The organism is Photobacterium panuliri (assembly GCF_059920555.1).
In genome coordinates, this window is sequence record NZ_CP197192.1 from 3,008,996 (window position 1) to 3,022,800 (window position 13,805).

Sequence of the window (13,805 nt, forward strand, 5' to 3'; positions counted from 1 at the left end):
ATGGCACGATTTTTTATCGATCGTCCGGTGTTTGCTTGGGTACTGGCGATCCTGACCATGTTGGCGGGCGTGATGTCCCTGTTCAACTTGCCGGTGTCGCAATACCCGACCATTTCCCCGACCACGATCTCGATCAACGCCCGTTACCCGGGTGCCTCTGCCAAAACGGTAGAAGACTCGGTGACACAGGTTATCGAACAGAACATGACCGGTCTGGACTACCTGCGCTACCTCAACTCCAGCAGTGATGCATTTGGTAACGCCACCATCACCCTGACGTTTGACAGCGAAGCGGATCCGGATATCGCCCAGGTTCAGGTGCAGAACAAACTGCAGCTGGCGATGACCTCGCTGCCTATGGAAGTACAAAGCCAGGGTATCGTCGTCAACAAGTCGAACACCTCGTTCCTGATGGTTGTGGCGGTGTACTCCGAGAACCCGGAATTCACGGAAAACGATATCGGTGACTTCGTCGTTACCAATATTCAAGATCCGATCAGCCGTCTCAGCGGTGTCGGTCAGGTACAGGCATTTGGTTCGCAGTACGCCATGCGTGTGTGGCTGGATCCGTTCAAGCTGACTCAGTTCAACCTGACAGCCATTGATGTGATGAACGCGATCCGTGAGCAGAATGCGCAAGTATCTTCCGGTCAGTTGGGCGCGGCACCGGCACAAAAAGGCCAGTTGCTGAACGCGACTATCTCGTCTGCCAGCCGTTTGACCAGTGTGGCCGAGTTCAGAAATATCATTCTGAAATCAGAAGCCAACGGCTCGAATGTCTACCTGAAAGATGTGGCGAACGTTGAGCGCGGCGCGGAAAGCTACGACATCAAGGGCCAGTACAACGGTTTCCCGGCGGCAGGTTTGGGTATCTCGCTAGGTACCGGTGCAAACGCACTGGAGACAGCCGAAGCGGTGAAGACGCGTCTGGCACAACTGAGCGAAACCTTCCCGGAAGGCTTGAAGATTGCCTACCCGTTTGAAACCACGCCATTCGTCGAAGCGTCGATTTCAGAAGTCGTAAAAACCCTGCTTGAAGCGGTATTTTTGGTCTTCCTGATCATGTACCTGTTCTTGCAGAACTTCCGTGCGACCTTGATCCCGACCATTGCTGTACCGGTCGTCTTGCTGGGCACCTTTGCCGTGCTGTACGCAACGGGCTTTAGCGTCAACACCCTCACCATGTTTGCAATGGTTCTGGCTATCGGCCTGCTGGTCGATGACGCCATCGTGGTGGTGGAGAACGTTGAGCGCGTGATGCACGAAGACGGCTTGGAGCCAAAGGAAGCAACCAAGAAATCCATGGGCCAGATCACCGGCGCCTTGATCGGTGTCGGCCTGACGCTGTCAGCGGTATTTGTCCCAATGGCCTTCATGTCCGGCTCAACCGGTGTGATTTACCGCCAGTTCTCCATCACGATTGTGGCGGCGATGACCCTGTCGGTACTGGTGGCGATCATCCTGACCCCTGCCCTGTGTGCGAGCTTGCTCAAAAAAGGCGACGCGGAATTTGGCGAGAAGACCGGCTTCTTTGGTTGGTTCAACCGCAAGTTCGACGCGATGACCGCAGGTTACGAAGCAGGCGTGGCGAAGATGCTAAAGCGTACCGGCCGCATGCTGATGGTGTTCCTTGCAATGAGCGCGGGTACCGGCTGGCTGTTTATGAACATGCCGACCTCATTCCTGCCTGATGAAGATCAGGGCACCGTGTTCTCGATGGCGATTCTGCCACCGACCTCGACCCAAGAGCAGACCGAGAAGACACTGGATAAAGTCCGCACCTATTTCTTGGAGCAAGAAAAAGACAACGTGGAATCCGTATTCTCCGTCTCCGGCTTTAGCTTTGCCGGTCAGGGCCAGAACATGGGTATGGCGTTCATCGGCCTGAAAGACTGGTCTGAGCGTGAAGCGCCGGGCTCTGACGCAGCATCGCTGACAGGCCGTGCGATGGGCTACTTCTCGACTATCAAAGAAGCGATGGTGTTTGCCTTTGCACCGCCTGCCATTCAGGAACTGGGCAACGCGACCGGTTTCGACTTCTACCTGCAAGACTCACTGGGTCTGGGCCATGATGCCCTTGTTGCCGCCCAATACCAACTGCTTGGTATGGCTGCACAAAACCCTAAACTGGTAGGTGTACGTCCAAACGGCCAGGCTGACGCGCCGATGTACCAAGTGAACATCGACCACAGCAAACTGCGCGCACTGGGTGTGAGCATCAATGATGTGAACCAGATCCTGTCATCGGCATGGGGCGGCGCTTACATCAACGATTACATCGACCGCGGCCGCGTGAAGAAAGTGCTGATGCAGAGTGATTCTGCACACCGTATGCAACCTGAAGACTTTGATTCATGGTACGTACGCAACGCACAAGGTGAGATGGTGCCGTTCTCGGCCTTCGCCACTGGCGAATGGAGCTATGGCTCACCGCTGCTACAGCGTTTCAACGGCCTGCCTGCGATGAACATCCAAGGCGGTGCTGCGCCGGGCGTGAGTACCGGTGAGGCGATGGCAGAAATCGAAGCGATGGTGAAACAGTTGCCTGCGGGCTTTACGGTGAACTGGAACGGTATCTCTTACGAGGAACGCCTATCGGGCAACCAAGCGCCGATGCTGTACGCATTGTCGATTCTGGTGGTCTTCCTGGTACTGGCAGCCCTGTACGAGAGCTGGTCAGTCCCTCTTGCCGTTGTGCTTGTGGTACCGCTGGGCGTACTGGGTGCAGTACTGGCGGTAATGGGCCGCGGCATGGATAACGACGTATTCTTCCAGGTCAGCCTGTTGACCACCGTCGGCCTGGCGACCAAGAACGCCATCCTGATCGTAGAATTTGCCAAAGAGTACTACGAAAAAGGTGCGGGCCTGATTGAGGCAACGCTGCATGCGGTACGTGTGCGTCTGCGCCCTATCATCATGACATCGCTGGCATTTGGTCTGGGTGTTGTGCCGCTGGCAATCAGTTCGGGCGTAGGCTCGGCGGGTCAGAACGCGGTAGGTACCGGCGTACTGGGCGGCATGGTCAGTGCCACCTTGCTAGGTATCTTCTTCGTGCCGGTCTTCTTCGTGGTAGTTGAACGCCTGTTCGATCGCCATACCAAGAAAGACGACCAAGCCAAACCGGTAGATTCTGCGCCACTGGCCGATTAAGCCTTTGCCGCGAATACCTAAAAACGCCGTCTAGGTTATACTAGCGTCGTGTACCACGGAAAAAGAGCGCTGCTAAGTTCAGCGCTCTTTGTTTTTGTACAACCCAAGCAATGGCATTTACCCTAAGCAGGCCAAGATGAAAGAACTGAAAATCTCGCCCATTTCAACGCTGGATCAAAGCCCAATGTACGTGTGCAGTGTCATGCAGCGCATGTACCGCAACCGCGCATCAGTTGAGCTGTCTGAGCCGCACCAGATGACACTGGAAATGGCGAGTGCATTGGCGGCCTTGGAAGAGTTTCAGCCCATGAGCCAGCAGGAATTGGCCGACGCGGTCATGACCGAGCGCAGCGTCGCCAAGCGCATGGTGGATAATCTGGAGAAACGCGGCTTTGTGCAAGTATCCAAATGCGAGACCAACCACAGGCTCAAAATGCTGACCCTGACCGCAGAAGGCATGGAAGCGATACAAGACGCCCACCAAACCATGGATGACTTGCAGAACGACTTTTTCTCCTGCCTATCTGACGAAGAATCGCAAGAATTCTCCCGCTTGGTACGCAAGCTGACGCAAGCGAACCTTTAGCATTCTGTTGAAGGCTTTATTGTGAACACCCAAGCTGAAATGTTTCTGGTGAGTATTACGCTCAATAAATAGGTCTTTCTGAATATAAAGACCTAGAAGGATCATATTCAAAATTTAAACTGGCGCTCATTCTAAATACTGAACAATATCGTTCATTTGAAATCTGAACTGAGGATAGATTTGGATGTATAGTGAAGATTACCAAGCGTATTGCTTGCACCTCCTTATGGCATAAGCGCTAATTTCACAACAGATAGTTAGCGCTCCTTTTGCATCATAAGTAGACATACAAATGAACCATAAGATGACATACGACCACTTCAACAAGGCCTCTGCATTTCGCCCGTAAGATACTTTCTTACAGTGAGGCTTTCACACAACAATCTATGTCACTTCAATTCAGCTCATTTTTGGACATGAAACGAGTTAGAGAATTATCGCAAACCGTTGCTATCAGATTAGTAAAAGTATCTTGAAACCTTAGACGCTTGTTAGCACTCTTTTTTGTCATACGTTGCTTAAACCTTGATGCTCTTTTCTAAGACTACTAACCATTAAATCAAAAACCTCTGGTATTTCAGTAATCTCAATGTAAGGGGTGATATAGGTTGTTCGGCTACTGCCTAAAGCAAACTTAGACACTTTATCAGAAGAACGTATAGGACTATAAAAAATCTCAAAGTAAAAACCTAAGAATATCATACTGATAGAGCTATAAAACTGACCACGAACTTCATATTTTCTAGGGAATGGTGAAACAACAAAATTTCTAAGATTGCTTTCGTCAAAGCCACCCTCAGTTGTATCCATCAATCTCTGAACAATAACAGTACATGAATTCTTTGAGACATTATCCTTCCTAACCAAGCTGGATCGAATTAGCTCTAAAAAACGTGGGGCAACTTGAATTGTTCTATAATTCTCATGTTCTGAAACAGCACCTCGCCAGAAAATAGACAACACGAAACTTTTAAATTTTAAAGAGTCAATATTGGAAAAATGGACACCGTCCTCATGCCGAACAACCTTTCCAACCTTACCTCTTAATAAGTTCAAACCGTACTGATCATAGGTAATATTTAACTTCACCTCACACTCACTACACAACTGAGCAGTAGCCCAACTGTCCTGCGACTTCCTGTTAGGAATGAACTCACCGGAAGAAAGTTCGATAGCCTGACCGTTGCCTTGTTTAAACAAGGATCTAAATACTGAATCAGGTATTGCATGTGAATTACATAACTCAGATTTACAAAGGCACAACTGACACTTTTTCAACAAATACCTCCTTGGTGCTAACGCTACTTAGGCGACTAACGGTCGTCTTCCATGTTCATATGATGCCGTCTTTCATATACCCATTCAATTTGTAATCAATAAGTTGGTGGTTATATTGCGAGCTTAAACATTTGAGTGATGTTTAATTTCATTGTCGTCAAAATTCGAATAACTTTTGGTTCGGTAAAAGTATCCCCCCCTCAAAATGTGGGGGAGTATTTAATCTAAGCGATTATGGGGCAGAACTGAGCTAACTGTATTAGCTAGCTCAATAATGCCGACGCTAAATATTTCTACGATGACCCTATATCTTTAAATGCACTCGGCAAATTCAGGTTGCTTTGTCTTAGTTATATCTGTGATAGCACCAAGCTCCATTGCTTCTTTTAACTCAGCTTGCTTACGCATTGCTTTAGTTTCATTAAAGTCCTGTGCTACAACAGTTTCAATGAATTCAGCATCATCAATATCGAAATTTTTAACAGCTTGCTTGATGTCAGACAGGCCTACTTGGAAAAACTCTTTACGACGATTCACCATGTTCAGACGATTATTATCGAATATACGGTGCAACTCTTTCTCAAGAGAAGGGGCATCATTGGTGTGAATCATGGCGTGAACATCAAAACTAAATGGTACGGAAGCGTCACCCAACTCCTTCACCCTATCCATTGGTTCAAGTCGACGAGTCATACCAATCTTATAAACATTTTCTCCAAACGAGCCAATATTACTAATAACATAAACGTGACCTTGCTTAGTTTGCTCTGCCATGCTCTGTGCTCGTTGATGTTTTTGCTCTGCGGCTTCAAGATCAGCCTGTAGCTGTGCAATCTGCTCTTCCAGTTTACTGCGGGCTTCATCATTCGCTGACTCAAGCTGTTTTCTGGCGGCCACAAGAGCTTTAGAAAAGCGAGCTTCTTCTTTGATGGCTTCTTGTTCCGCTTTCTTGATTTCAGCTTCAACCTTCGCTTCTTCACGCATTTGAGCCTTAATTTCAGCCTGCTCTTCTTTCTCTCGTTGTTTCTTCTCTTTGTACTCGTGAGTCAGGCGAAGTTCCTCAATTTTAAATTGCAGATACTTATTTGAAATGATAATCATATTGGACTCATTCAGCTTATTAATTGCTTCAAAGGCCTTATTGATTCGCTCCTCCATCTTGATGGCATTTTTCCATGTACAGTTGGCGATGGCGGCTTCACATTCATTATTGAATGCGCGAGCTGTGAGCCTAATGCCTCGTTCAGTCATCTTCTTACCTTCGACTATTGAGTTACCTACCGTCCACTCAGTAGTGCAGTAAATAGCTCCAGAAGCATCCTTCATACGAAGAAGGTCTTTTTGACGCTCTTTGCACTCGCGGATTTTCTCTTTAAATTGCTCTGCGGTGTCAAAGTCAAAGTGTGGTTCATAGAAGCCTAGCTCCAACAACTCAACGTCATCATCATAAATACCTATCTGATGAATGAGTGAGTCATATATGCCTTTCTTCTCTTTGTAACTCGACTGGAGCTGCTCAATATCATTTGTGACCTTAAGAAAAACTGCATTAGCTTCATCTTGGCGTAATTTGGATGCTTGGTTTCGAATCTTAATCTCTTTATCCACGTTAATGATGCCAGAATATTTCTTCTCGTAGTCAGCAAGTGCTTGAGAAGCCTTTACGGTTTCTTGTTTGGAATCTTCGAGTTCTCGCTTTGTGGATTTCAGTCGCGAAATAAAGATAAAAAGCACCACTGCTAGTAGTGCTGAAATCACTATAAATGGTAGTGGGGGTAAATTTTCGAATGCTGATAGAGGCATTATCACTCCTGATTAAAAAATCTATGGCGTAGTGTAATAGGATAATTAGGAGGTGTTATGTCACTTTGCGCCATTGTATTTTTTGAGATTTGAAAATAAAAGATAAGGCAATAATACTTTGGGTATGCATATAGTGTCATTATTATCGTAACACTTTGTTACTTTTAAGATAGATAGCAAAGAGCAATGTTAAAGTCATAAAAAAACTAATCCAAAACCACGTTAACATGATATGAATGAGTATTTGATATAAGCAACTTTGAGGCAGATCTGAGCTGGAATAGACAACTCAATCAACACGCAAGAAGCACTCTTCAAGAAAGAAATGTTATTGACTAACGAAATTAAATGACTATGTCAGCTTATAGTGCAATTTATGTCAGGAACGAGGGAATATATGCGGAGATATGGTGCAGATTACCAAACGCCAGATGGGTGGAAGCCCCACCAGCCACATCCCGGCACACACGTCGCTCGCTGCGGCTGCTCCCTTCCAGGCCTGACCGGGTTCACGAGTTAGTGTTGCGGGAGGACCAGCAGGGCCTCCATAGATTCTTTGTGTCTCTTGCGAGAACGGGATGGATTATCCGTCATGCCCGTTGTGATTGCAAGTGCCTTGCTCGCTTCATGAAGCCAACTGCTGTTTTCTTACTCAAATCTGTGTATTCCCAGCAATTTCACCCGTCTGTCAGACTTCTTCTTCCATATCCTCAAGCAGGTACTCGCCTAGCAGTGCCCCACCGAGCACCAACAGCCAAGCCACCAGCACCGGGTTGGGAACCTCAAGCCACGGAACCAAAACCATAGTGGCAAAACCTACCGCTGGCAGGATCCATACCATTCTCGGCACCATCTCGTTGAGCTTGCCCTTGAGCAGCTCCTGAATTGTGGCAATCAACCCGGTGACACACAGCGCCACCAAGGCGGCGTGCTCCATGCCGCCGACCCATAGCGGCACCACCAAGAACAGCGGCCACCAGGTATTCCCGTCAACGGGCCGCCAGCTGCGCAGGGCAACCCAAATCACGCCGACAGCCATAATCTGAACGATGGTTGCACCGGGGCTACCGGGTAGCTTCCCCTCGCCCTGCAATGCCATCAAGCCAACATCCATCGCCAGCACAACGGAAATAAGCAACGCGGCCATCTGCCAGGTACTTTTGGTCGAGAAACTGACGGCAAAAATGGGTAACATCATAAAGATGCTTATCGACAAGGCCAAAGACTGCTCCGGCAACACAAAACCGTATGCACCCAAGCCAATCAAGAGAAGCCAAGCAGAAACGCCCCCCTGAGGCAGCAGCCACAAGGCGGGAATGGCGAGCGCCAACGCGGGAAGCTCTCCTTGGCTCTGCCCGAGTGCACTGACACCAACAACGGTCAACACTATGCTGACCACAACAAGCAACGCGGCATACAACATGGCAGCACCTCCTTGCGTTTGTAATGGTTGCACGCTAAGCAAACGACACGAGTCGTGAATGCGCAACCATCAGCTTTTTATGGTTCTAATAGGTATAAATATGGACGATTTTACAGCTCAGATCTATAGCCAAGTTCACCAAATTCCCCAAGGAAAAGTGTCAACCTATGGCGATATTGCAAAATTTGCAGGCTTCCCGGGCTATGCCCGGCAGGTGGGGAAATTACTCGGCAAACTGCCAGAGGGATCATCGCTGCCATGGCACAGGGTGATTAACGCAAAAGGTGAAATTTCGCTTACTGGCAATGACTTAGAACGCCAACGCAGCAAACTTATTGCAGAGGGAATAGAGGTGTCAGACGTCGGTCGGATCCGGCTGGGACGCTATCGCTGGGACGGACTTTAAAAACCGCCCCAGCAAGGGAAGATTACTGCACCTTCACCAGCATCAGATCTTTCACCAAAGTCTGGTTAGGATCGGTGATCACAGGGTTGGCGGTATCGGTAATGAATACCAGCTTGTCGCCAATCTCAATGCGCGCACTTACCGCATAAGTATGGTTAGGTTTGATTTCATCACGTACGAAATTCAGCGAGTAAGCAAAAGGTACCTGCTTGCCCTCAGCCAAAAACGAATGACGGCTAATCACCTCGGCTGCCGCGTCCATTTTCGAAACGTCAGACAAAGTCACCGTGATACGGGCATTCTCCGGCAGGGCAATACGTTCACGATAGGCCACGTTCCCGGTCACTTTTTCCATATCTGCATCCTTATCGACTAGATTTGTACAAGCGGAAACTACCAACGCTACTGCTAACGCAGACAACAGCGCAAAAACCTTTTTCATGCGAACTCCTATGACTTAACGCTCAATATTGTGAGTGAACAAGCACTTAACACATTGATATAAAATGAGGCACTTCCAATCTGCCCAGAACACAGACAAACTAAGATGGAAAGTGGCATCCTGCCAGGATGCTTTAGGGCGATATCATAGCATTTTTTTATGGAATTCCGATGAGCAAAGAACTGAATGAACTTCTCACTCTGTTACATCTGGAACAACTTGAGCAAGGATTGTTCCGGGGCCAAAGTGAACACTTGGGGCTACCACAGGTCTATGGTGGACAGGTTATGGGGCAAGCTCTCTCAGCGTCCAAGGAAACCGTGGATGAAGGGCGGTTTCTGCATTCGTTCCACAGCTACTTCCTGCGCCCGGGCGATCCGCTAAAACCGATTATCTACGATGTCGAAACCCTGCGTGATGGCACGAGCTTCAGTACCCGCAGAGTCAAGGCGATTCAATTTGGACGCCCCATCTTCTACCTAACAGCCTCATACCAGACAGAGGAAGAAGGCTTCGAGCATCAATCCGCCATGCCGGAAGTGCCCCCTGTGGAAACCCTGCTCAACGAGCAGCAACTCATTGGCTCTATTGCCGACAGATTGCCAAAGGCCACCGTTGAAGTCTTCGGCCGGGAACGGCCCATTGAAGTGCGGCCGGTTACCGTCGTCAACCCGCTGCGGCCGGAAATCAATCCGCCCAAGCAGCATTTCTGGATCAAGGCCAACGGCAGCATGCCGGACGATCTGCGCATCCATCAATATTTGCTGGCCTACGCCGCCGACTGGGGATTCCTGACCACCGCCATGCAACCCCATGGGGTCAGCCTGCTCACCCCTAACAGCAAGGTGGCGACCGTCGACCATTCCATGTGGTTCCACCGGCCGTTCAAAATGGATGAATGGCTGCTCTACGCCATAGACAGCCCCTCAGCCAGCGGTGCTCGCGGCTTTGTCCGGGGAGAGATCTACAACCAGCAAGGGGAACTGGTTGCCTCTGCCGTTCAGGAAGGGCTGATGCGCTATCGCGGCAAGCCAACGAGAAAATAAGCTCTGTTATCCTCGCCTCACTACAGCAAAGGCAACGACAGAAGCAACAATGGGCAAGCGGAGCACAATGCTCCTCTTGCCCCTCTCTTATCTAACTGGCACTGCACCCTTCTGTTTCGAGCCGATGAAGCTGTTCTCCGGCCTGTTGCAGCTGATACATCTGCCAATAGTGCCCCTGTACCGTGAGCAATCCATTATGATCACCGCGCTCAAGCACCTCGCCATGACTCAGTACCAGAATTTCATCGGCATCGACAATCGTCGACAGGCGATGGGCAATCACGACAATGCTCATGTCCTGCCGCAAACGCCCAAGGGCCTGCTGGATATGGCGCTCGGTCCCCGAATCAATATTGGCCGTCGCCTCATCGAGGATCAAAATTCGCGGCTTGGCCACCAACACCCGGGCCAATGCCAGCAGCTGCTTCTGCCCCGCTGACAGATTCGCCCCACCGCTGCCCAGCCGCATATCCAACCCGCCGTCGAACCTTCGGATCTGCTCCGCCAACCCCACGGCTTCAAGCGCCTGCCAGCACAACGCATCACTCTCCGCATGGCTACCGGCCACTGTCCGGCCAAGGGTTATATTCTCTCGCACACTATCACTGAGCACATGGGGATCCTGCTGAACCATCGCAATCCCGCTACGCAGAACATCTTGCGACAATGACGACAGCGGCCGCCCATCAAGCCGTACCTCGCCCTCGGTCGCCGGGTAGAACCCCATCAGCAACGACGCCAAGGTACTCTTGCCGCTCCCCGTATGGCCCACCAAGGCCAAGAAGCCCCGATGAGGCAAGTTGATATCAATCTGCCCCAGTACGTTCTGCTTGCCATCATAGCTAAACCCGACCCCGTTGCAGGCCAATTGCCCGGAAGCTAGCGGGTGATTATCATCGCCATATTGCTGCTGGGCGGCATCAATAAAACCAAAAATCCGCTCGCTGGCCACAAGAGCCTGCTGCAACAGCGATAGCTGCTGGGTGAGCTCGATCAGGGGCTCGCTTACCCTGCCGAGATAGCTGATAAAAGCATACAATACCCCCACCCCGATCAGCTCAAGCCCGCTGACCCCAAACAGCGCCACCAGCGAGAGCAGCGCCACACCGGAAAGGAAGTCGATCAGCGGCCGCAGCAAAAAGCCGTTCAGCTTTGTCACCCCAATCTGAGCCTGAAGGTGGTTGCCGGTCAATACGGAAAACTGACGGTAAAACGCCTCTTCCTGGCGCATCAACTGCACCAGGCTCATTCCCTGAATAGACTCGCTCATCGAGGCATTGATATCAGCCAGCAGATCGCGCATCTGGCGGTAGGCCCCCGAGCTCCGGCGCTGGTAGACCACCATCACGGCCACGACTGCGGGCAACAGAACCAACACAACCAGCGTCAGCCGCCAGCTGATCAGGCTCATCACAGTCAGCATGGCGATGATCAAGGTGATATTTTTCAGGACCGAGCCGATAACATGGACATAAAAATCCTTGATCGACTCGGTATCATTGGTGATCCGTGAAATCAAAGTACCTGACGGAACATAATCGAATGCCGACAGGGGCTGGTTCAAAATTCTACCGAACAGCTGCTTGCGGATCGTCTGCACCACACCGATAGCAATCTCGTTAAAACGCATCGCCTGCAGATAACGAAACAGGGCGGTGGCCACCATCAGGCCGAGGTAGGCTACGGCCAACATCGCCAGTTCATCCGCGGGGAAATGATCCTTGGCGATGTTATTGTCGATGAAATGCTGGATCAGCCACGGACCAGCAACGTCCGTCAATGATGCCAACAACAGAAACCCCAGCGCTACCGACAGCTTTTTCCTATCAGCCAAGGCATAACCCAGCAAACGCCTAACGATGGCCTTGTTGAATGTCTTGTTTTCCATTATGCCCCCTCGATAGCCTGTTCCAGTTTCTGATATCGGTACATCTCGGCATACCAGTTGTTCTGTGTCACCAAGGTTCGGTGATCCCCTTGCTCAGCAATGCTCCCTTGCTGCAACACGATGATCTCGTCAGCCTCTTCCAGCGCTGTCAGGCGATGGGCAATCACAATCACTGTTTTGTCACGGTGCTGACGCAAATTACTGAGGATATTGTGCTCGGTCTTGCCGTCGACCGCCGACAGGGCATCGTCCAGCACCAGTATCTCGGCATCAAGCAACAACGCACGGGCAATCGCAATACGCTGCTTCTGCCCGCCCGACAGGGTGATCCCCTTCTCGCCTACCATAGTCCGGTAGCCTGCGGGAAACTGCATGATGTCCTCATCAATACAGGCAGCCCGGGCGGCCTCTCGGATCATCTCAAGGCTGGCTTCTGGGCGACCCAAGGCAATGTTATCGGCAATACTTCGCGAAAAAAGGAAGGGGGCTTGGCTAACCACCGCAAAACGGCTGCGCCACTGCGGCAGATCCGCCTCTTTCAGCGGCACGTTGCCATAAAGGATCTGCCCCTGTTCCAGTTCATGCTGACGTAGCAACAGTGCCAGCAAGGTCGACTTGCCACTGCCTATCGGCCCGGCAAGGCCCAGCATCTGACCGCTGGCAAGGGTAAAGTGCACCGCTTCCAACGCGGGTTTTGACTGCCCGGGCCAAGCGAACGCATCAATGGACACAGACAACGGCTGATGCGTCCTCTCCAACGGAGTCTGGCCGCTGACAATCTGCGGCTCTTGCTCGAAGATAGCCTGCAGGCGGTTCCAGGCCGCCGAGCCACGCTCAAGGATATTGAACAGCCAAGCCATTGCCAGCATCGGCCAGATCATCAAGCCCTGATAGAGGGTGAACGCCGTCAGATCCCCCAGCGTCAAACGGCCAATGTGCACCAGATAGGCACCACCGCCAATGCTGAGGAAAAACGACAGGCCGATGGCCAACTGGATCACCGGATCGAACTTGGCATCGACTTGAGCCACCGCAAGATTCTTGTCCCCGGCCTGATCGACCACCTCGGAGAAATCGGCCTGCTGGCGTTGCTCCAAACCAAACGCACGGATCATCCTCACGCCATTGAGGGTTTCCTGAGCCTTGTCGGTAAGATCGGAAAAAGCAGCCTGAGAGGCAGAAAAACGGTGATGAAGCTGGCGACCGAGGAAGAACACCGCGATCGCCATCAGTGGCATTGGCAACAGAGCCAACAGGGTCAGCTCCCAGCTAATGAAAGCCGTCATCACGATGAATACCGTCAACCCGGTGATCAAGGAGTCGGCCGCTGTTAGCACGCCTTCACCTGCCGTCATTACTACGGCATTAACGTCATTCGTCGAGCGGGCCATCAGGTCGCCTGTTTTATGACGCTCGAAAAAAATAGGGGGATGGGATGAGAAATGGCGGTAAAGCCGGTTGCGCAGCACGGTGCCGAGTTCGGCCGCCGCGCCGAATAGCCACACCCGCCACACAATGCGCAGGCCGTAAACGCAGAACCACAACAGAGCCAGCGTAACCAGCCAGCCGAACATCATCGGCAACGTCATCTCGCCGGCCACCACGCCATCGACAATCCAGCCAATCGCACGGGGCGGAAGCAGTTCAAAAAGGGAGACTACAACCAAAATGGCAATGGCACCGCCATAACGTCGCCATTGCTGCAAAAAATACCATCTAAGTTGCCAGAATACCTGCATGGGCTCCCTCCTCACACGCCTCATTACCATCCCAACAACTTGCA

At 51.0% G+C, this 13,805-nt stretch carries 10 protein-coding genes and 1 other RNA gene; 4 read left to right on the forward strand and 7 right to left on the reverse strand.

Going from position 1 to position 13,805, the window contains the following annotated elements; translation table 11 throughout:
- Together ACSF8X_RS13665 and ACSF8X_RS13670 are read left to right on the forward strand one after the other, a co-directional pair.
- A complete protein-coding gene (locus ACSF8X_RS13665) occupies positions 1–3,150 on the forward strand; it encodes an efflux RND transporter permease subunit (protein ID WP_047877382.1) in 3,150 nt (1,049 codons plus the stop codon).
- Between the two features lie 136 nt (positions 3,151–3,286).
- The gene (locus tag ACSF8X_RS13670; protein ID WP_047877383.1) at positions 3,287–3,736 is read left to right on the forward strand and encodes a MarR family winged helix-turn-helix transcriptional regulator; all 450 of its coding nucleotides are present in this window, start codon (positions 3,287–3,289) and stop codon (positions 3,734–3,736) included.
- Positions 3,737–4,243: 507 nt separating this feature from the next.
- Here the strand turns inward: ACSF8X_RS13670 and ACSF8X_RS13675 are convergent.
- The 4 genes from ACSF8X_RS13675 to ACSF8X_RS13690 all read right to left on the reverse strand — a co-directional run bounded on the left by ACSF8X_RS13675 (position 4,244) and on the right by ACSF8X_RS13690 (position 8,240).
- The gene (locus ACSF8X_RS13675) at positions 4,244–5,014 is read right to left on the reverse strand and encodes a hypothetical protein (protein WP_053062367.1); all 771 of its coding nucleotides are present in this window, start codon (positions 5,012–5,014) and stop codon (positions 4,244–4,246) included.
- Positions 5,015–5,326: 312 nt separating this feature from the next.
- Complete coding sequence (locus ACSF8X_RS13680) at positions 5,327–6,817, reverse strand: SNIPE associated domain-containing protein (protein ID WP_500850228.1); 1,491 nt, start codon at positions 6,815–6,817, stop codon at positions 5,327–5,329.
- A gap of 442 nt (positions 6,818–7,259) precedes the next feature.
- An RNA gene (ffs, locus tag ACSF8X_RS13685) (signal recognition particle sRNA small type) lies at positions 7,260–7,356 on the reverse strand.
- A gap of 149 nt (positions 7,357–7,505) precedes the next feature.
- Entirely contained in the window at positions 7,506–8,240 is a 735-nt protein-coding gene (locus tag ACSF8X_RS13690) for a VP0952 family biofilm-associated protein (protein WP_047877401.1), read from the reverse strand.
- 100 nt (positions 8,241–8,340) lie between these two features.
- On the opposite strand from ACSF8X_RS13690, the gene ACSF8X_RS13695 reads away from it, so the two are divergent.
- Complete coding sequence (locus ACSF8X_RS13695) at positions 8,341–8,646, forward strand: MGMT family protein (RefSeq protein ID WP_047877526.1); 306 nt, start codon at positions 8,341–8,343, stop codon at positions 8,644–8,646.
- A gap of 22 nt (positions 8,647–8,668) precedes the next feature.
- Here ACSF8X_RS13695 and ACSF8X_RS13700 read toward each other — a convergent pair whose 3' ends face one another.
- Positions 8,669–9,088, reverse strand: a complete 420-nt coding sequence (locus ACSF8X_RS13700) for a YbaY family lipoprotein (protein WP_047877402.1) — start codon at positions 9,086–9,088, stop codon at positions 8,669–8,671.
- 170 nt (positions 9,089–9,258) lie between these two features.
- Between ACSF8X_RS13700 and tesB the strand changes: the two genes are divergently transcribed.
- Entirely contained in the window at positions 9,259–10,134 is an 876-nt protein-coding gene (tesB, locus tag ACSF8X_RS13705) for an acyl-CoA thioesterase II (RefSeq protein WP_500850229.1), read from the forward strand.
- Between the two features lie 91 nt (positions 10,135–10,225).
- Here tesB and ACSF8X_RS13710 read toward each other — a convergent pair whose 3' ends face one another.
- Positions 10,226–12,022, reverse strand: a complete 1,797-nt coding sequence (locus ACSF8X_RS13710) for an ABC transporter transmembrane domain-containing protein (protein ID WP_500850231.1) — start codon at positions 12,020–12,022, stop codon at positions 10,226–10,228.
- On the reverse strand, positions 12,022–13,761 hold the full coding sequence (locus tag ACSF8X_RS13715) for an ABC transporter transmembrane domain-containing protein (RefSeq protein ID WP_500850232.1): 1,740 nt from the start codon (positions 13,759–13,761) through the stop codon (positions 12,022–12,024). Before ACSF8X_RS13715 ends, ACSF8X_RS13710 begins: the two co-directional genes overlap by 1 nt.
- Positions 13,762–13,805 lie beyond the last annotated feature (44 nt).

Coding starts and splice junctions, on each gene's coding strand:
- ACSF8X_RS13665 (WP_047877382.1), top strand. CDS start 1: ATGGCACGATTTTTTATCGATCGTCCGGTGTTTGCTTGGGTACTGGCG.
- ACSF8X_RS13670 (WP_047877383.1), top strand. CDS start 3,287: ATGAAAGAACTGAAAATCTCGCCCATTTCAACGCTGGATCAAAGCCCA.
- ACSF8X_RS13680 (WP_500850228.1), bottom strand. CDS start 6,817: ATGCCTCTATCAGCATTCGAAAATTTACCCCCACTACCATTTATAGTG.
- ACSF8X_RS13690 (WP_047877401.1), bottom strand. CDS start 8,240: ATGTTGTATGCCGCGTTGCTTGTTGTGGTCAGCATAGTGTTGACCGTT.
- ACSF8X_RS13695 (WP_047877526.1), top strand. CDS start 8,341: ATGGACGATTTTACAGCTCAGATCTATAGCCAAGTTCACCAAATTCCC.
- ACSF8X_RS13700 (WP_047877402.1), bottom strand. CDS start 9,088: ATGAAAAAGGTTTTTGCGCTGTTGTCTGCGTTAGCAGTAGCGTTGGTA.
- tesB (WP_500850229.1), top strand. CDS start 9,259: ATGAGCAAAGAACTGAATGAACTTCTCACTCTGTTACATCTGGAACAA.
- ACSF8X_RS13710 (WP_500850231.1), bottom strand. CDS start 12,022: ATGGAAAACAAGACATTCAACAAGGCCATCGTTAGGCGTTTGCTGGGT.
- ACSF8X_RS13715 (WP_500850232.1), bottom strand. CDS start 13,761: ATGCAGGTATTCTGGCAACTTAGATGGTATTTTTTGCAGCAATGGCGA.